This is a genomic window from Saccharopolyspora elongata (assembly GCF_004348985.1).
GTDB lineage: Bacteria > Actinomycetota > Actinomycetes > Mycobacteriales > Pseudonocardiaceae > Saccharopolyspora > Saccharopolyspora elongata.
Window position 1 is genome coordinate 49,308 of sequence record NZ_SMKW01000048.1, and the last position, 20,371, is coordinate 69,678.

Consider the following 20,371-nt stretch of genomic DNA (forward strand, 5'->3'; position numbering starts at 1 on the left):
GCCAGCACCGCCAGCAAGTTCTCCAGGGTGATGGCCGAGGCGTTCACCCTCCTCGCGCCGGCCGCCATGTTCCAGAACGACTCCGGCGCCGCGCACGCCGAGACGACGCCCGGCAAGCACGGCGCACCCTACGGCAACTTCGGCTTCGGGCTGGGGCACATCTTCGAGTGGCTCAAGCAGACCCGGGAGACCACGGGCAAGCGGACGGCCGAGCACGTGCACACCGAGACGGTGCAGGGCGCGCTCGCCCAGCACCGCACCGAGATGCTTTTCGACGTGCGCATCGAGCGACACGGCGAGCGCATCGCGGCGGCGCCGGACACCCGCGAGGTCATCACGATCACCCCGATCGAGGACACCACGGTCGTCGGCACCCGGGGGGGTACCGGCGAGGGGCACGCCACCAAGCGGTCCACAGAGGAGGCGGCTGAGCAGGCGCTCGCGAAGTGGCGTGCCTCGGAGACCACGAAGACGCTGCCGGACGACCCGGCCAAGTTTCGGGTGATCGACTTCAGGGGCGACGTCGCGGATTTGGTCCGCCAGGTGGAGCAGGGCATCAGGGACGCGGGCGGCACGGTCGATCCGCACACCAGCCGGATGCTTCGCGCCGAGCTCACCCGGAGCAGGGTGGCCGCTATGTCGAACGCGCCCGGCTCGGAGGGGGCGACGCTGGAGTTGCCGCCGGGCCTCGGGCTGAAGGTGACCGCGCACTCCAAGCTCACCGGCCACGGCGAACTCGAGGGCGTGAGCACACGAATTCGGATGGGCGGGTCGAAGACAACGGCCGGCAGTAAGGTGACCGAGGTCACCTCGGGCAGTGGCAACACCCTGGCCGCGCTGCCCTACATGGCCGGGGGTGTCCCGCAGAACCCGGAACACGCCCACTACCCGAACCGGCAGCCGTTCGGCTCAGCGGGCGACTGGGTACTGCCGATGGAGCCGCTCGGCTCCCAGGAGGCCGAGCAGGAGCACCACGCCGGCAACGAGTCCGGCGGGCCCGAACTGCCGGAGGCAGGCAAGAAGTCCAACACGGACGGGGTCACCAGCACGTGGTCTCACGGCGCCGGGTTCCGGTTCGTCATCGAGCCGACCTCCCGGGTCAGCCTGAAGGGCACTGTCGTGACGGATGTGGACTTCGGGCCGGGAGACGGATATGTGGTCCGCCGCTCGGACCGGTCCGACCGGTTGCCCGAGCCGCTGGTCGACGCGGCTAGGGACTTCGCCGCGCGGGACGCGGAATGGTCTGCCGCTCGTGGCCGCCGACGCGCCGCCGACCCGTTCGGCCTGGGCGACCGGGACGCCGACCTGGGCGGTTCGCGGATGGAGGAGGAGTTCGCCTTCCGCAACGCCACCGAGGCCGAGCACGTAGCGGCGTCGAAGTGGTGGCAGGCGAAGCGGGTCTACGAGCGGGAACTGGCGCATGCGCGACAGGACCCGGGCCTGTCGGGAGCCGAACCTGCCGTGCGGGTGGTGTTCCCCACCGCCGCCGACCGGCTTCCGCTGACGGAACGCAACAAGCTGTACAAGTTCGTGCGGGAGACGCTGTCGGCGCACGAGTCCGGTGAGTCGCCGAAAGTGCGGTACCGAGTGCTCGGCGACGTCGGCTCCCGCCGGGCGGGCAGCGACTTCGCCGCCATGGCCGACGAAATCGCCGACCTGATCAGGCTGGCCCAGTCGTCGACTCGAGACCACCAGCGGTTCGGCAGGGGCGCATTCGGCCTTGACCCCGAGACGTCGCCGCCACCGCACTACGTGCGCTCCGAAGGACCGACTGAGGTGGAGATTCGGCTTGAGCCCGCCGAGCCCACCCAAGGCGACACGGCGCAGAACTCCGGAGTCTGGTCGGACAACGCAGGATCGCCGAGGCACTCGACGGAAGCCGAGGGTCGTGAAGACCAGACTCGCGACCCCGCGACGGTTGCCGAGGACTTGGCCGAGACCGGCCGCGTTCTGCTTCCATCGGAGTTGTTGCGGGGCGGGGTGATCTCGCAGGCGTCCCGCCTGTTGCCCAGTGAAGGTGTGTGGGCGGGCGCCGACGTCGGCGTCGATGAAAGCCTTGTCAGCAACATCGTCGACAAGATGCCGCTGAACGATGGGCAGCGGGGCGAGCTGCGGCAGCAGCTGACCGACTACGCGAGCCTGCGTGGTGAGGCTGGCCTGCTGCAGACGCTTTCCGGGGGCAGGACGTTCCGGATCACGATCGATAACAGGCCCAAGGACGTGTTCCTGCGACTGGACCGGTACGCGATCCGGCCGGCGAACCTGTCCGCGGACACCTTCCAAGGCCTCCCGGTGCAGCGGAGCAAGCAGGAGACGGCCCCGAAGCTGAGCGCCAGCAGCACCATTTCCCGCCGGCTGAAGTCCACGCCTGTGGTGGGCTTTTTCGACGCGGCGGTCGATGCGGTGTCGACGACGGTGAACCTGCGGATACTGCCGTTTGTCAGCTGGGGCGGGGACCGCTCGCGCACGACGTCGGGGAAGCAGTGGACGGTGCGAGAACGCACGGCGAAGCTGGGAGCATTCCGCCGGATCTTCGACGTGAACTTCAACTTGCACTGGGAGATCGACGGACAGTCGCCGGGCGACGACCGCTTCGACCCGACGGTTCGGCTGGTGTATCCGGACTCGATGCTGGAGAATTCACCGTCTACAACAGACTTTGCCCCGATCATCTCCCGGGGCGCGGGGGAGCCGGCGCTGAATGCCGCGCCGCGGCATGCAGCCGCGATGCCGCCGGAATTGCAGCAGTTGATCGCGCACATCGATACCTATGCCAACATCGGCGGTCTGCACCGCAACGTCATGGCCGGGCTGCCGGACTGGGTGCGCCGGGATGCCACGCTGAACAACAACGTTTCCGCGAGCCTCGATTCCGCGCTGCTGGTGGAGGAAACGGCCGAGGGCCTGGTCCATGGCGTGGACATCACCCACCGCGAGGTCTATCCGAAGGCGCTGTCGCGGCCATCCCGGGACTGGTCGAAGCATCCCGAGGTCAACGTGCAGATCGAGCCGAAGCTGGTGGGCTTCGAGCGGATCGGCGGGCTCCGCAAGGACGTCGGCAGCGGCGAGATCTGGCGGCGTATGAAGGACGGCCAGCTGGCCAAGAGCGTGCGCTCCACCGGCGAGGGCGGGCTGCGGCTACGTATTCTTCCGCAGCTGGGCAAGGTCGAGGTGGATGGGCACCGGAGCCCGTTGCGGATCGGACCGCTGGCGCAGATGTCGGTGTCGTCCACGCGCCAGGAGTCCTACACGGGCAGGGCGGGCGGCAAGTCCAAGGACAAGTCCATCGAGCGGGACGGCATGCAGCGGTACCGCATCGACCTGTCCCTCGGTGGGCAGTTCACGGCGCGCCCGGGTGGGAGGGGTGCGCCTGCGCCGACGGCGGTCGACGACAGTCCGGGTTCTGTGTATGTGTGGGTCCGCGCGGATGACGTGGCCGAGTTCGAGGGTGTGCTCAACCACGCGCTGAACCCGCGTGCCGGGGCACCGGTTTCGAGTGGACCGAGGGACACCGGCCTCTCCGGCTTGATGGAGCGTGAGCGGGTCCGCGCTGTTCTCGACGGCGACGGCATGTTCAAGGATCCGGTCACGTTGCGCGACGGCGGTCGGCTCCGTGCGGCTGCCATGCAGCACATAAAGCAACGCTTGGCCGCGGACGGGGTGGAGCTCAGCGATGCGCAGTGGGCGGGCGTGTCGAAGCAGCTGGGCGGGCTTGGGCCGCACAAGCTGCTGGCCAAGTTCGACGGCATCACCGGCGAGAGCGCCCGCCCGCACCGCGTCGAGGTCACCGTTCAGGGCCGGAAGTTCACGTTCGATGTCACGGGCGATGTCGGCGAGGTCACCGGCCGTCGCAGGCTGGCAGAGGATGCGAACTTCAGCGCGACCCGTTCGCGGGGCGCGGGCTGGCAGACCAAGGTGAAGGGCTCGTTCGGCTGGGGCGCGTTCTTCAGCGTCTGGGCCCGCACGACGGTCCGCCCCGACGCCTACGGTGCTTCCACCTACCTGGGCGGGGTCGTCGGCGCGGGAGGCAAGGGAGACCGGGGAGTCGGCGGCGGACACGGCAGCAGCGCGGAATCGGAACTGCGGGTGAAGTACACCGGCAAGGCCGACCGGGTCTCCCGTGCGGTCGACCTCCGCATGAGCGTCCACGAAACCCGGCAACGGCAGCGGGCCTGGGGCCTGCGGAGCACGCTGGAAGGCAGCGAGCAGACGCACTTCACGGTTCCGGCGGAGGTGGACTACCGGGTCGCCCGGTTCCTGCTGGACGCCGATCGGGTCCGCACCGCTGCAGACCAGGTGGGTAAGCGCACGGAAGCCACCCGGGTCGACATGCGCGATGCGGCGGTCGTGTTGGTCGACGACCTCTACAACAGGGCCAACCAGGCGTTCCGGGACACGCAGATCGCGGCGGCGCGGGCGGCGAAGGACGGTAAGTACGAGCGGGCGCGGTTGCGGCTGGCCGAATCGTGGGACACGGCGAGCGCGGCGGTCGTCGACTTCTACCACCGCGCCGGTGACAAGGTCCAGGCGAAGTGGCGGGAGGCCACGGGCCGGGAGAGCGAGGCCGCGCAGCCTCAGCAGCGGGAAGCGCGCGACCACGGCCCGCAGCACGTGATGGACCTCGACCGGGGTTGGTGGCAGACCCGGCTGGCGGGGATGTTCCACGGCACGCAGGTGCGCGACGAGGGCGGCCGTCGAGGGCTGTTGTTCGACCGGATGCAGCGTGGTGGCGTCGAGCTACAGGTGCACAACGAGCGGTCGCTCGGGCCGGTGGCGGGCGGCGCGCAGTGGGAGAACGTCACCAGGTCCGAGCTGTCGGTCTCGCACGAGCACAGCAAGGGCGTCGCCGCCGAGGCATCGGCCCAGTTCATCTGGGGTGTCGGTGACGCGACGGCCGGTTTCGGGGTGCGCGCCTCCGGGGGCCACGAGGAGTCCCTGACCGGCACGACGAAGACGAGTTCCGCCCGCAAGACGCGTTTGGAGCTGTTCACCGGCGACCTGGTGCTCAAGGTGCGGGCGGATGCCTGGCAGGAGCTGTTCGGCCAGCCCAACCGCAAGTGGGACCCGATCAGCCCCTTCCCCACCGGTGCGAGCACCGAGACCGTGGATGTGGTCATCCCGGGCGGGCTGCTCTACGTCAAGCCCGAATCCGTGGCGGGCGTCCCGGGCGGGGAAACGCCGCTGGGCGTGTCGTTGCCCGATGACCTGCCGTTGCTGCGCGATCTGGGGCAGGGGATCGACAAGGGCGTCACGGTCACCAAGTTCACCGTGGACCAGGGCCGGACGCCGGGCCCGGAGAAGCTGTCGGAGCGGGCGATCCGGGCGTTCGCGCACGCCGCCCCAGAGTTGTTCCCCAAGTGGGATCCCGATTCGGGCACGCCGGCACCACTGTTCGACGCGACGCAGGCGCTGCGACAGCTCGACGAGGAGGCGGGCGTTCGCCAGCTGCTCAACGGCAAGTGGGAGCGGACCCTGTTCCGCTCCCAGTGGTTCGGCACGAACTACTACACGTTCACCGCACGCGCCAAGCCGGTGACGGGCGGCGCCGAGCGCATTTTCCAGGGAGACGGGAAGACTTCCGGTTACTCGGAGGTCAAGGGCATGCGAGGGCTCGGCGAGAGCAGTTCCCGCGGTGTCAGCGGGGGCCTGGGCTTCGGCCTGAGCGTGGAGACGCCGGGCGAGCTCACGGCTCTGCCGGACAGCACTACGCTGCTGCCGGGCGCGCCGCTGGGGAGGTCCGCCGAGAGCGGCAGCGACCAGTCCACCGGGGTCGACGGCTTCCGGCAGGACCGCGTGGGGACCGACGATCAGGCGGCAGTGCGGGCGCCGGTAGAGGTGGAGTTCACGGTCCACAAGTTCAAGGCACCGCCGCTGCTGCTCTCGACCATCACCGAGGGCAGGGCCGGCCCGTCCAGCTACAAGCACGAGAAGCGGCGGAAAGTCGAGCTGTCGCGCGACGAGCTGAAGACTGTGCGGGGCACCGTGGACCTGTCCGCGCCGGAATTCCTGCTGCACGACCGCCAGGGCACCGAGACCGGCGGAGTGCAGAGCGACATCACCGAGGAAGCGCGCCGTGCGTCGTCGTTCCAGCTCGCCAAGGCGCTCGAGGACGACCAGCTCGCCGAGAAGGTGGTGGAGCGCATGGCCAAATCCTCGGGCCATGCCGACCTCATCCGCCGTTGGTTCGGCCCCGGCACCCCGCATCGGTCCAAGCTCGACGCGCTGTTCTCGCCGTCGATGGTGGTCCCGAACCTCGGCAACGAGAAGCAGTTCCTCGCCGAGGAGGGCTACAGCACCGAATTCCGGATCCAGGACAAGGCCTTGGCGGAGTCCTGGCGGATCCAGTTGCGTCCGCGGCTGGTCGACCCGGGCTTCAAGTACGAGTGGGTAGAGGCGGAGCACAGGACCAAGCACGGCGAGGCCCACTCCGAAAGCAACGCCGACACCCACGACAGAAGCGGCAACGCCGGGATGGGCTTTGCGGTGTTTGGCAGCACCGCCGCCACGTACGGAGGCCCCGAACTCGGAAGCGGGCGCAGCCACTCCCGCTCCGAGGGCATGTCCAACGCCACCCAGCTGGAACACATCGCCAGGTCCAGGAACCTCACGTGGCGCCGCTACGGCGCGATTCCGCGGTACGACGTCGTCATCAGCTCAAAGCGGCACTTCGCATCGGAGTGGACCGAACGTGGCCGCCTGGAGGGCGACGAGGCGCTGGCCGGCCGGAGGGTCGACTTCGACGTCAAGAAGTCCGAAGCCGCTCCCTTCGATCACGCCGCCGTGCCGCAGGACACTGGCGGAACGCGGCAGACGCTACCCACGATCGCGGAGGAGCCGGAGAGTTCAGTCACGCCGCGGGATTCGCGGGAGCCCGAGACCCTGAACACCCGTGAGGTCGCTGCGGTGTCGTTGGCGAACGACCGTGGCGAGCAGGTCGGTGCGGCCTGGCCGCTGGCCGTCGGCGAGCAGTCTGCCGAGCCCGCCGCTGTCGAGCAGACGTCGGGTGTTCCTGGTCCGTTGGCGGATGTGGCCGGCGCCAAGTCGGTAGCACCGTCTGATGTGGACGCCGTGCCGGTCGTGCGCGGTTCGGTTCGGGTGGGTGCAGGTTTTCCCGGCCAGGGCAGGGCCAGGCCGACCGATCCGGTGTTGATGAACCGGCTCGGCGGTGCCGGTGAACTGATGTGGATCACGAATTTCTGGAACCGTGTTCGGGGTTTATTCCAGCGGGCCGAGCCACGGGTGGAGGACAATGCACGGTTGTCGGAGGATGGTTTGATCACGACCGCTGATCCCGGCTCGCGGTCTGCTTTCTCGATGGTGTCCGGTCCGGACAGTCCCACCTCTCCCGCTGATGCGGACACCTCCGGTGCATGGCCTGGGCGCATCGACCCGCGCGATCTCAAATCGTCCACAGTAGATGCCTATCGGATCGAGTCGGCAGGTGCTGGCCTGTCCGAGGCGCCGCAACCGTCTGTGGCGGATCGGTCGTTCGCCAGCTACGACCAGGTCGCGCATGGGCTGCCCGAGCTGGAGCTGCCTGAGTCAGCGGTGCGGGCGAAGGTGGCGCAGTATGCCGCGCTGGCCGATGGTGGCACGCTTGAACACCGGGCGATTCCATCGGCTACGCGCACGCAGTTCGTGGCGTTGAACGACGTGCTTGCCGGGCGCTATGACCAGGCCATCAAGCAGCGAGTGCGCACGTTCGCCACCGAGGCGTTGCTGGCCGTGAGCCTGGTTCCGACGAGGGGCTCGAAAAGTCTCAGGTTTGGCGTCGAGGCGGATCGTCGGGTGATCCAGCCGATCTCGCCGGCCCGGCTCACCCAATTGCTCGACGAGATGCGCAGCATCGTCGCTGCTGGCGGTGATCCATTTACGCTGTCCTCTTCGCCGTTGTACGGTCTGGCGATCCCGGCGGGCGCGGCGTTGCCGGTGCGTTTGGCCATGCTCGGACTCGTGAATCTCGGCACTGAGAGCAGGGCGGCTGTGCTCGCCGGGCCGCTGTTCACCGCGCTGCTGAAGAACCCGGCGGCGCTCACCGAGTCACTCTTCGCGGCCGCCGGCCATGAGGCGCAGTACTTCCTGAACACCTGCGTGGCCGCGGCTGTCGATGTGAGTGTTCGCAGCCGAGTGCCGACCATCGCGGCGTTGCTTGACCTCGGCCGTGCCGTGGCGGACATGACCAACGACGAGTTGCTCAGTACGTCGCCCGACATCAGGGCCCAGGGCGACCGGCTCTTCGGTCGATCGCTGGACGACATGGTCCGCACGCGGGTCGCGAACGCGAGAAGCGAGTTCGCCGCCATCGAACGACGCGCCACGGAACTAGTCGGCTCGGACCAGACCGCGCCGTCGGTGCGCACGGAATGGCGTGACCTCAGCGAGCGCTGGGGCCGGTCTATGCAGAAACTTGCGGGTGCCAGCCTTGAGAGCGATACGGCACCGGTACTCACCCGCAAGGTGCTCAAAGACCACTGGCGCGCGAGTGCGGTGCTGATGTCGCCACTCGCTCTGGACCGCGGCAGCCGCAGGCTCCTCGGCGTCGACGGGCTGGCCTATGTCGCCAAGCTCCAGGAGAGGCTGGCGCCCGATCCAGACGGGTCCTTGTTCGGAGATAACGACATTTTCGCTGAATGGGGCTTCGGTGTCGCGCTCGCACCGAGGTTGGCGTCACCTGTGCAGCGCGCGGACTTCTGGCAACAGCTCGCACATCGCGGCGGAGCCGCGATCGCCACCCCGGGTCACATGGTCTACCTGCACGCGGCCACTGCAGACGAGCGTCCTATGTTCGTGATGAACGATGCGATGAAGTCGTACCCGACGATGCTGACGCCCGAACAGTTCGCCGCCTGGGCGACGAAGATGGGCGCCTACGGGAGCAAGGCATCCTTGCCCGTGCCCGCCGACGACAAGCAGGCCACCGCCGGGCAGCCGCGACTCAACGCGCAAGACCGGTTCGTGCGAATGCCCCTCCAGTACGGGGCCGGTCAGTACGCCGGGACGTCCTTCCCGACGGAGGCGAGTCCGCAGGAGCGGCGTCCGAGCGACATGTCTTCAAACGGCATGTCGTCGGTGTTAGATTCCGTGCCGAACGGTGAGCCGCGTGAGTCGAACACAACGGTCGGGACCGGTCCCGACCCTGCTGCCGACATTGCGGGCCGGACCACCAGCAGGCTCGGTGTCGATCCGCGTGAACTGGACGCCGTGGCACTCGTCCAAGTCGACGTGGGCAAGATCGACGTCAACGGCCCGGCCTGGCGGACGTCGCGCGAGCCGCTGTACCGGTACGACGACCGCCACCCGAAGGACTTGTTCGCCAAGGGTTTCGGGCCGCTCGGCCTGCGCAACTACAACCTGATGGGCAGGGTCGTCGCAGACAAGCCCAGCATGTACGTGTCGTCGACCAGTGATCCGAAGCTGCATGTCAATCCGTTGAGCGGCGGGGTGTACGCAGGCCGGTTCCGCTACGTGATCGACGCTCCCGGCGGCATCGTCGTCAACGACACCGTGCTCGCGTACTCGGCGGACTACGAGCACGAGAAAGAGGTCGCGTTCGCGGGCGGTATCAAGCCCCGGTTCATCAAGGGAGCGCACGCGGTCAACGCCGACGGCAGCCTCGGCACCTACTACCCCAACCCCGCCTTCCAGCCTGGAACCGGCGTCGTGGCGAGATCGAACCCGGAGTGGGCACCGGTGAGAACCAAGTCGGCGCCCCCGCAGGCCATCTCCACCGCGCGTGAAGGTGGTCGCCCGGCACTGCGGCGCCCTCGCCGTGACGGCGACAGCCCGGGGCCAGAGCGCCCGGCGCAGAGGCGGCGTCTCGCGCCGTACGGGGAGTCGGCCGAACCCTCCTCGCACTCGTCCGGAGGCGTCCTCGTCTCCTCCGACCACGCACAGCTGAGCCGGTGGAACGCAGTGCACGACGCCATGCCGTCTCGGGCGACCGAGGGCGATCCCGAGTCGTTCTACGTGTTCGTCACAGCCAGGGATGGCGGCTTCGACAACGACGGCGAGCTGCTCACTGGCGCGGCGCTGGCCCGGTCGCTCGCCCTCCACGACCACTACCGGGCCGCGCTGGCCGCGGAGCCGCACGTCCCGGTGACGGTGGTCATCGACGATCCGACCCGCTCCGTCGACGCATCAGCGGCGCTGCGGGAGTTCGCGGACACTCTGCGCGGCAATGGCACCTACCGCGAGGTGACCGTCGCGGACCGGCTCGTGGCCGACCGGCCGCACGAGGGTGTGTTCCACCGCGTGTCCCGCCTCCGCCCGGACGACGTCGACTGGCTGCCGCTGGTCGACGCGCGGAACAAGACCTACGGCGTCGGGTTCCCCGCCACCGAAGGTTCCAGGCAGGCCCTCGAGTACTTCGAGCAGTACTCCACCGCCGCGGCCAGGAGGCTGCTGGCAGAGAAGGAGGTCGTCGACGAAGACGCAACCGCATCCGTGCACAGTGCCGACAGCAATGGCACCACCGGTACCGGCGACAGCGATACCGCGGACGATGGACACGAGGTCATCGCGCCATGGTCGGGGTCACTCGAGCCGGGGCGGGTTGAACCGCTGCGGTTGATGCTCGAGGCCAAGGCGGGCAAGTACGTCGTCATGCTCACGCAGGGCGAGCGGCAGGTCCTGGTCGACGGCGTGGAAGTCATCTCGCTGGCCCTCGCGACGGACGTGTTCAGGCGAGCACTCCAGAACCGGGTGCGGCCGTCGGTCGTCATCGTGACCGAGGAGCTCACGAAGGGCGACGGCCTGGACTCGAACACGGCAGTCGCGGCGCTGAACCGCCTCGCCGGCCCCTGGCACGCGTTCTCCTACACCGGCTCGGTGGCGATGGACGGGCTGGGGCACCTGCGGGTGCCGCCGGGGGAGCGGTTCACCGAGTCGCAGTTCGCCCTCGCCGATGTCGCGCACGTTGCCACCGGCTCGGTCTTCGGCTTCCCCGTGGACGCCGACCACGCCGGTCGGCTCGCGCGGTTCGCGGCAGCGTTCGACCAAGGCACTGCGTCCGTCGACGGTCCGTGGGGCGGGCGAAGGCCGATTCTCGTCTCGCTCGACGGCGGCGAGCGTCATGCCCACGTGCGGCTGGCCAACGGGCAGATCGCCGAAGTCGAGGGCACCCAGGTCGGTCGACTGTTGCTGGCACACCCTGGTTTCCACGCCCTGCTGGCGGATGAGCGGGACCGGCCGGTCGTGCTCGTCTCCGCGCATAGTGGGGCGCGCAGGAACTTCGGCGGGTTCGGCTTCGACATCGCGGGCACGTGGCGCGAGGCGGGTTTCTTCCCGACGGTGTACGCCCTCACCGGTGGCGGCGCGATCGAACCAGGTGGCATCGCGCTCGCCGACGGCTCCGCGTTCACAGAGGTCTCACTTTGGCGCCCAGGCGATCTGCAGACCACCACGATGTCCGACGCCACCTCCGGGATCAAGTTCTACGTCGTGCACTCGCCCGACGACGACGGTTTCGTCCCCCGGCTGCAGAACTGGCTCGACAGCGCCGGTGACGCCACCGTCGGCTCCTACGTCGACTCGTTGGCGGAGCGCCACGACACGCCGTGGGACCCGGAAGTACCACCGGGATTCGTCGTGGCGCAGTCCTCGGAGAACGGTTTCCGCGCGCTTCGACGAGACGGTGCGGCCGTCACGCTCTCCGTCACCGAGGGAGCTCAGGCCCTGCGCGACGACGATAAGCTTCGGTGGGTGCTGGGCGAGACGGGCGAGGTCCCGCTGGTGCTGGCTGTTGTCGGTCCACCGGTCGATCTCGGCGCCTTCGCGGTGGGCATGGTTCCCGGTGGTTTCTCGCGCGAGATGTTCGAACCGATCGAGATCTCGTTCGACTTGCCCGGCACGCTGCGCCTCGACGGTTTCCGGACCGTCTCGGCGATAACACCCGGTCCCGGCGACCTCGTCAGCTACCCGCACGTGCGGCTAAACGGCGTTGTGCACGGCCAGTACTTTCCGACCGCCGATTTCGACGCGCCGATGGACGAGGTCAACGGCCTGCGTTACGTCGGGAATGCCCAGCGGACCTACATCAGGGAAGTGCCCGCATCGGCTAGTTCCGCTGAAACGAGTTTCACTCACCGGAGATCGCCGTGGGCAGGAAAGGATCTGTGGATCGTCGACGGGCACGGTGAGGCAGACCTCGGACTGTCCTTCGCGATGGCCACCGGACGGCCACACGTTCGCGGTGACGTCCTGCAGCTCATCGGGCCGGACGCGGCGCGGGCGATCTACGGCAGCGAGATCTTCCGGCAGGCAGGCGGCAGCGACCGGGTCCTGTTGGGGCACTGCGAGACCAACAAGGTCAGCTTCGTCCTGCCCGGTGGCGTCACACAGGCCCAATTGGTCAGGCAGGCGTGGGAACGGGACTTTGGCGCGGTCACCATGTTCGGTGCCACCGAGCAGACCCAGCTCACCGGTGGGGGAACGCGGACCGTGTTAACCGGTGGCTACTACTTGGAGGTCGGCCTCCCCGGTGCGTCGGTGCAAGAGAAGTCGGCGGCGTCGCCCGTGGGCAGGCGCGAGGCCCTGTTCTCGGGCGACCCGTCGTTGCGGATGAGCGGTGCCACCTCCCGTGCGGTGGCGGCAGGCGTGCCGTACACACCCGACGAGGAGCTGCCGGCGAAGCCCGATAAGACGCAAGGCGAGATCACGAACGCCGCCGCTGTCGATGTCGCGGTGGAGCTGAGTGGCCGCGACCGGCCTGCACCCGCTGTTCCCGCAGCTGTCCAGGTGGTGCAGCGGTACGGGCTGCTGCACTTTCCGGCGGGCACCGCCTCGCCCATAGCCGAGGGTCTCGGCGATGTCGACGACGCGCTCAACGCCTACGTGCGGGTCGACGACCATGGCAAGGTCACCTCATCGCAGCTGCCCGTGCCGCACTACTCGCCCGACTCGGTCGTCCTTGTCATCGACGCTGCGAACCCCGGCACCCTGCGCGACGTGATCGGTTCCGAGTTGATGCGCGGGCTCGCGGCGCGTGACCAGCAGGCACCGGTGGTGCTAGTCGGTTTGGCGGCGTCCGACAACATCGCGGCGCAGGTCGCCGAGCTGCTCCAGCAGGCGGGACACGCGCGCCTGCTCGTGTTCACGACCGGCCCCTCCGGGGTGCGGACCGAGGACGGGAAGTACTGGGTCCGCGCGGACACCGAGTTTGCGACCTTGCGGACGGAGTTCGGGGAGATGCGTGGCTGGGATCTCGTGTCCCAGGACGCACAGGGTCGATGGGACGTGCGCGGCGTCGACGACGAACCTTACGCGGCATGGCACTCGGGCGTAAACCTGATCGGAATCGTCGCGACTAAGGCCCCCTCGGGCGTTTTCGTGTCCGACGAGCGCGGCCGCCTGCACGACGACAAGCCCATCCTCGAATGGCATGCGGCGCCGATGCGATCCACCTCCGAGCCGGTCGCTTACTCGCTGTACCGGTCGGCAAGCTTGCCCGAGGCCGCGTCCGCGCGTCCGACGCCGCCGGTCGATCCGGCGGAGGTCGCGATGCCGGGTGCCTTGTTCGAGCACGTGCTGCCGTACGCGTTGTGGCGGCACGACGACGATGTGCTCTATCACTTCAGCAACAAGTCACCGGACGAAGTCGTCGCGGACGGCGGCCTGCTGCCCAAGGGCGCGGGAACACACCGGAGCCTGCTGGATTACGTTTACAACGGCCATCGCGACACGAACTTCTTCAGCGCCACTCGCGATCCGCAGATGATGGCGAAGCTCAGGGACGCGAACCCCGACCGTGAGTTCGGACCGGGGACCTACCGCTTTCTCTACGTGCTGCGGGCTCCCGGCGGTATCGACGTCAACGCCACGCTCGACATTGCCTCGCCGTTCCCGGACCAGCTGGAGATCACGTTCCCCGGCGGGGTGCGCGCGGAGTACGTGACGGGGTTCCAGCACCTCGAGGGCGACCGCCCGCGGGGGGAGATCCTGCCGATGCCTGCGGCGCCCGCCACCGTGTCGGTTCCGGATCTGCCGGAGCTGTACTACCTCCCATCGACAGTCCTGCACGGTCAAGTAGGCCAGACGGACCGGGCAGTCTGGCCCGCTCCGGTGCAGGCGCCCGCACATCAGGCGACCGCGGACGCCATCAACTGGTTGCTGCCCGCTAACGTGTACGGCAACCAGAACGTGCTGACCGTGGCACACAGCCCGTCCGATGCCGTGAAGAGGGCTGATGTCTTCAGCTCGTACAGCGACCACTCCGAACGGGTGCACGCGCGGAGCACCAAGATGGGTGACGGCACGGTCAAGGTCGTCGAAACTCCCGCGCCTTGGGCCGATGACACGAGAGTCGTGCACATCGTGCTACCGCTGTACGGGAACCTGTTCCGCGTGCCGCTGCTGGACGGCCGCTTCGCACTGCTCACGCCCTGGCAGATGGCGGAGGGCGTCGCCGCTTCTGGGTTATTCGAACACCTGATGGCGGGGGAGCTGCGGCCGACGGTGGCCCTGCACAGCGAGATGGCCTACGGGCAGCCGGGTGACGACCAGGCCAGCATGGCTTTCCTGGAGGAGCTGTTTGAGTTGAGAGGGCCGTTTAAGTCCTTTCACTTCGTCGGCCCGCTCCGTCACCCCCATCTAGGCGTCCGGGAGATCGATCGCCCGTTCGTTCCTGGCCCCGCGCTCACGCTTAAGGACGTCCGACACGACGCGCGCGGCGAAGTCATCACCTTCGACCCGGGGCGTCCCGCAGACGAGAGCGTCGCCACTTCGGAGGAGACGCTCGTTGTGCGGCTGACCGGCGGGGAGCGCGCCGCGAGGGTCGTGCTGTCCAACGGTGTGCACGCCGATCTCGGGGGTGCCGAGTTGGGGGCGCTGGTGCTGAGCCATCCCCTCTTCCGGGCGTTGCTCGACAACAAGTGGCGGGTGCTGCTCGACACGGATGCGACCGAGGTGCGGGTCAATTACGGCGGCGTGGGTTTTAACTTCGCGGGTGCGTTGCGCGAGGCGAAGTTCTTCAACGACGTGCGTCTTCGTGCCGCCAATGGCGAGGAGACGACCGTGTCGGTCCCGCGGGCCGAGGACCTTAGCACGGAGGCGATCTACGACAAGAATCGCGAGACTTTCGGACTGTTCCCGCGCTACCCCGGTGACACGTCGACGCTGAATCGGGTGCGGCGCTGGGGGCGCGAAACCATTCCTGCGTTCCACAGCTACCTGTCGGGTGACGGGTCGTGGGCGGACGTGCCGTGGAGGCCGGAAGACCGCCCTTGGATGATCTTCGCTCGGCTCGATCCCGACGATGGCGCGGGCTACGTCGTAGAGCTGGCCGACCATACAAAGCATCACTTGAGCCCTTACGATTTCGGCCGGTATCTGTGCGACCTTCCCGAACTCCGTGACGTGATGGTCAAGGGGAAGTCGTTCCTCGTGCTGGCCATCGGCGGTGCTGTCGTCGGGCTCAAGGAAATCGCCGCCGGTGCCCTTTCCGCGGGGTTCTCGCGAACATGGTACGGCTCGAAGGGCAGGACGACCTTCAAGCCGGACGGCATCCTCTCAGTGGCCGCGGCGGGCTTCGAGCGGATCGACCCGATCACGCCCGGTCCCGAGCACTTGGCGAGTTACGAGCTGGCGAGCGCCAGACTGGGCGTGCGAGGCCGGTTCTTCCCGTCCAACCTCTTCGACCGCGCGCAGGCACCTTGGATCGCCGACAGGTCCCGGTGGCTGAACAATCGGATCCACTTCAGCGTCCTGGCCGACCTGATCGAGGGTCGGCCGACTGACCCGACCGTGATATACCGCTCCGTCCCGTACCTCACTCCCGGCCGGGCGGACCCCCTCCGCGCGTTGCTTGTCGGAATGCACGGTGACGTGAACAGCGGGTTTGCGTTCCAGATGACCACCAACCGCCCCCACCACCTTGGAGACACCGTAGTGCTGTCGGGGGCCCCGAGCGCAAACGCGATCACTGCCAGCCAGTTGTTCCGGCTCGCGGCGCCGGCCCAGGTGGAGGAGCTGATCCTGATCAGCTGCAGCGCGGACGCCGTATCCAAGGAGGACGGGATCAGCTCGGTGTCCCGGATGCTGGCGGGCTGGGATCGCGGGCTGCAACTACCGAGAGTGATCGCGGCGAACGGCACAGTGGCGGTGGGGCAACTCAACGGTGCCAGGTTGGTGTACAACGGTAACTTCCGTGAGGTGCTCCCTCCGGGTGCGGTCCAGTCCGAGGATATTCCGCTGAGCGACCTCGCGACCGACCAGATCCCCGGAGCGTGGTTGATCGGCAACGACGACACCGACCTGCGCCACCTTGCCCGCCGGGTCGCGCGGTCCACGGCGTGGCGGCTGTGCAACGGAGCGCCGCTGCCCGAGGTAACGATCCACGGCTACGGCGTCGACCCTGCGGCAGGGCAGGCACAGGCAGCGCGGGCAGCCACGGTCTACTACAGCGAGCTATGGAGCGAGTTCAAGCGGCTAGACGGTATGGACCTGCCGGTGACGTCCGAGGTCCCGCTGCGGACGTTCACGTGGACCTACGCCGAGCTGCTGGCCAGCGGGCCCCTGCCCGACGCAAAGGTGATTGTTGACCTGGCCGCCTGTGATCTGGGTGGGTCGGCACTGACCCGGGGCTTTGACGGCTACGAAGAGATCATGCGCGCATTTGCCTCGCTCGACCCTCGACAGCGTCCCCGGCGCCCCTAGCACCACACATGCACGCCCCATCACGGCGGAGACATCCCCAACCAGACGAAGAAGCGATCAGCCGAGTGAGGAACCATCATGGATTTTGTGACTGAAACGGGCGAAGAGACCCAGGCCGAAGGGCGGCTGGAGAACTGGTTGCTGCTGATGGACCCGTCCTGGGCTCCGGCGTCCGAGAACGACGCTCCGCCGATTGAAGCCGTGGTCGGGCTGTGGCCGGTGGAGGAGGGGGGCAGGTTGGGCAAATTCCGGCCGAACCCGGAGTACGCGCCGAGCGAGGAGAACTCGCCGTCGGATCCGTTGGACGCGGTGCTGCGGCTGGTGTTGCAGGGGCGTGCGGAGGTCGAGCACATCCAGCTGATGTTGCGGGACTCGCTGTTCGATATCGCGATGAACGGTGATGGGCGTCCGCTGGTCACGAAGTCGCCGGATGAGGTGCCGTGTGTGGTGGTGGCGACCGGTGAGCCGCACCGGCGGCGGATCAGCTCGCCCGACTGGCGGCGGATCGACCTCGACGAGCTGGTCGTGCTGCTCGCGGACGGGGTGGATGTGTTGTTCAATCCTGCGGGGCCGGCGTCGGTGCGGCTCACTGGGGACTTCATGCGTGAGACGTTGATGCTGGACGATGAGCAGGTGACCGAGCTGTATGCGAACCACCAGGACGTGACCGGCCTGCGGGTGGTGCCGTGGACGTCCGGGGAAAGCACGTCCGATGAGAGCGAGTCCAGCGAGAAACCCGGGGCGAACGAGGAAGCCGAGACCGCGCGGTGAAGCAGGACACTTCGTCCGCCGATTCATCCATAATGGACTAACGCCGGGTGGGCGCCTAGGTGTTTCACCCGGGCGAACCTCGTCCGGGTGCAGTAGGAGGGGCGCGGTCTTCATCGTGGACCCCGCAACAGAAGTAGCCGGATGCGCTCGAACCGGTCAGGTTCTTGTCCTGTCGCGGCGCCGTGGAAGCGGTGGGCAGCTGGCGTTCGGGTCCTGACCTCGCCGACGGCCGAGAGTCGAGGGTCGATTCCTATCGATTGACAATCGATAGGAATCGATCGATAATCAATGCATGCCTCGTTCGATTGTCATCGTTCTCCAGGTCCTCGTCGCCGGAGCATTCGCCGCTGGGTTGTTCGCCCAGTTTGTCGTGATCCCGGCGACCGCTGCCGGCGAAGTCGCCCTGTTCCCTCCCTACGAGTCCGTGCGGGTACCCCTGGTTACGGCAGCGATCGTCTTCATCGCGTGCTTCCAGGTCGCGTTGGTAGGGGTGTGGGCATTGCTGCACCGGGCGGGCAAGGGGGCCGTTTTCGAGCACGGCGCGCTCGCCTGGGCGAATGTGACGATCGGCGCCCTCTTCGCCGCTGCTGTCGTGCTCGCTGGCCTGTTCGTGTACGTGACCTTCGCGGACATCCCCTCTCCTTCGGATGGGATGGAGGTCATCGGTTTGTGGCTGGGCTCTGCGGTGGGCACGCTCGCCGCGATCGGGGCAGTCCTGCTGCTGTTCGTGGGGCGGCACCTGCTGAGCAAGGCGATCGTGCTGCGCAGTGAGATGGACGAGGTCGTCTGATGGCGATCGTCGTCGACCTCGATGTCCAGCTCGCCAGGCGGAAGATGACAGTGGGTGAGTTCGTTGAGGCCGTGGGTATTAGCGCGGCGAACGTGGCCGTGCTGAAGAACGGCCGGGCGAAAGCCGTCCGCTTCACCACGCTCGACGCGATCTGCCGAGTGCTCGAATGTCAGCCAGGTGACCTGCTGCGCTGGATTCCCGACGAGCCCATCGCGTGAAGACGCGGGATCGGCTTCATCAACAGCTATGTACACAATGGAATTGATGGAAAGGAAGCACCCCGATGATGCTCACGGCGGCCGCCCATGCTGCTCAAGGATCCGGATCGTTTTGGGGCGGCGCCAGTGTGCTGCTGATCGGATCGATCGTGCTCGTGTATCTGCTGTTCATCGGTGGCGCGCTGTTCGATGTTTTCCGCAGCGACAAGGGTTTGGGGGCGAAGCTCGCGTGGTTCTTGCTCGTCGCCTGCGTGCCGTTGTTCGGTCCGCTGTTGTGGTTCCTGGTGGGGTGGAAGCCGCGGCTCGGCCACCACGCTGCCAGGGCTGGGCTCCCCGCGGGTGTGGAATCTCAATGATTGTCAAGCGGGCGTGGTGAGGGCATCGCGGATGATGCGGTAGACGGCCTGAGCGAGGAAGCGTTTGAGGCAGCGGATTATCTCGCGTTTGGACAGTCCTTCGGTGGTTCGCCGTTGCAGATAGTCGCGGGTGCGCTTGTCCCATCGCAGGCCGGTGAGCACAGCTCGGAACAGCGCGGCGTTGGCCTGCCGATGCCCGCCTCGGTTGAGGCGATGGCGCTGGGTCTTGCCCGAGGACGCCTCGACCGGGCTGACACCGCACAACGCCGCGAACGAGGACTCGCTTCGCAACCGGTGCGGGTTGTCGCCCGCAGCGATGAGCAGCGTCGCTGCGGAGTCCGGGCCGATGCCCCGCAACTCCAGCAGTGCGGGCGCGGCGGCCTTGACGGCCGTGGCGATGCGCTGCTGGAGGTCGTGGATCTCCTCGGCGAGGTACTGGATACGACAAGCCAGCCGCCTGAGCGTGTGCGCGACAGCGGCGGTGACACCGCGATATGCCACGGAATCCAGGTTGGCGCAACGGGCAACGAGCCGGCTGAGACTCAGGCGAAGCGAGTTCCTCACGCAACTGCGGCTCGGCGTTGACCAGGACAGCTTTGAGCTGGTTGATCGCCTGGACCCTGGCCTTCACCGCAGAGTCCTTGGCGAGTTTGAGCACCCGAATCGCTTCCACCGGCCCGTCACCGCTTTTCGGCGTGACCGCGGCTTCACCGGATAACACCGCGCGGGCAGCAGCCTCGGCATCCACCGTGTCGTTCTTGCCGCGGCGCCTGCGCATTGCCCGGTTCGGTCTGTTGACCTCAACGACGTCCACGCCTGCCTCGCGCAGGAGGCGAGTCAGCCCTGCCCCGTACGAGCCGGTGCCCTCTACCCCCGCTCGACTCATCACGCCGTAGGAGCCAGCCCACCCGATCAGCTCCTGATAACCGGCCGCCGTCGCCGGAAACGCCCGACTGCCCACTACAACGCCCATCACAGTGATCACGACAGCGACGTGGAAGTCCTTATGAGTATCCACACCGAGGATGATCTGGCCGTCGGTCTGAGGCTGCGGCAGAACGCTGGCCATGGGCGTTGTCTCCTGGTCTACTCGCCGAACACAACAGGCCGCCGCCAGCCGTGGCGGTCAGACCTGTGACGGTGCCGGACACGAAGGCCCCTATCGAGACACGCTCACCAAACCGACGGCGGCACGCCCTGCGCCGGGTCATAGCCGACTGATCACACTCAAGGCATCAAGGCCAGGCACGATACGGGTCAGACCACGACCCGGAACAAGGCCCCACCATCCTCACAGGCACGACAGGTGATCACGTGGGGTCCTGGCTCTGCGGAAGATCGTCTTTGGTCGGAGTTCTTCTACCAGGCGCCCCACGTCCCGCTTCTCCCGGGCATTACCTGGGCTGGCTCACCACACCCCGAACCAGGACGTTTCCCCGCTGCCCCGTCTTACTGAGAACGGTAGTTGTCAAGTCAAATTGAGACGGTTTGTGTTCAGTTGGCTGGTTGTTGATCTTCGGTGGGTTGGTTGATCCAGGCCGCTGTGGGTAGTGCGGGCGGTCGGGGCCGGCGGGTGAAGCGTTCGG

Annotated in this window: 6 protein-coding genes and 1 pseudogene (1 of these 7 running past the window's edge); 5 read left to right on the forward strand and 2 right to left on the reverse strand. The window is 67.7% G+C overall.

Translation table 11 applies throughout. The annotated features are described in order from the left end of the window. From E1288_RS29740 to E1288_RS29760, 5 genes are all read left to right on the forward strand, one after another. Nucleotides 1-16,650 carry the 3' portion of a scabin-related ADP-ribosyltransferase gene (locus E1288_RS29740; protein ID WP_207954627.1) on the forward strand. 18,408 nt of this gene lie to the left of the window's left edge, so the window shows 16,650 of its 35,058 coding nt (coding positions 18,409-35,058); its start codon lies beyond the left edge, outside the window; the stop codon is at nt 16,648-16,650. A 78-nt stretch (nt 16,651-16,728) separates the two neighbouring features. Next, nucleotides 16,729-17,421, forward strand: coding sequence for a type VII secretion system-associated protein (locus E1288_RS29745; protein ID WP_132490864.1), 693 nt, complete (start codon nt 16,729-16,731; stop codon nt 17,419-17,421). Nucleotides 17,422-17,713: 292 nt separating this feature from the next. Further along, nucleotides 17,714-18,211 (forward strand): DUF2975 domain-containing protein, encoded by a 498-nt coding sequence (locus E1288_RS29750; protein WP_132490867.1) that lies wholly within the window; start codon nt 17,714-17,716, stop codon nt 18,209-18,211. Then, nucleotides 18,211-18,429, forward strand: coding sequence for a helix-turn-helix domain-containing protein (locus E1288_RS29755; RefSeq protein WP_132490870.1), 219 nt, complete (start codon nt 18,211-18,213; stop codon nt 18,427-18,429). The genes E1288_RS29750 and E1288_RS29755 overlap by 1 nt, the downstream gene beginning before the upstream one ends. A gap of 65 nt (nt 18,430-18,494) precedes the next feature. Further along, nucleotides 18,495-18,785: a PLD nuclease N-terminal domain-containing protein gene (locus tag E1288_RS29760; RefSeq protein ID WP_132490874.1), complete on the forward strand. Its 291-nt coding sequence runs from the start codon at nt 18,495-18,497 to the stop codon at nt 18,783-18,785. A 3-nt stretch (nt 18,786-18,788) separates the two neighbouring features. Here the strand turns inward: E1288_RS29760 and E1288_RS50725 are convergent, their stop codons facing one another. Further along, on the reverse strand, nt 18,789-19,286 hold the full coding sequence (locus E1288_RS50725; protein ID WP_456320513.1) for a transposase: 498 nt from the start codon (nt 19,284-19,286) through the stop codon (nt 18,789-18,791). Nucleotides 19,287-19,377: 91 nt separating this feature from the next. Further along, nucleotides 19,378-19,854 (reverse strand): annotated as a pseudogene (locus tag E1288_RS50730) (IS110 family transposase); the annotation flags it as partial. Between the last annotated feature and the right edge of the window lie 517 nt (nt 19,855-20,371).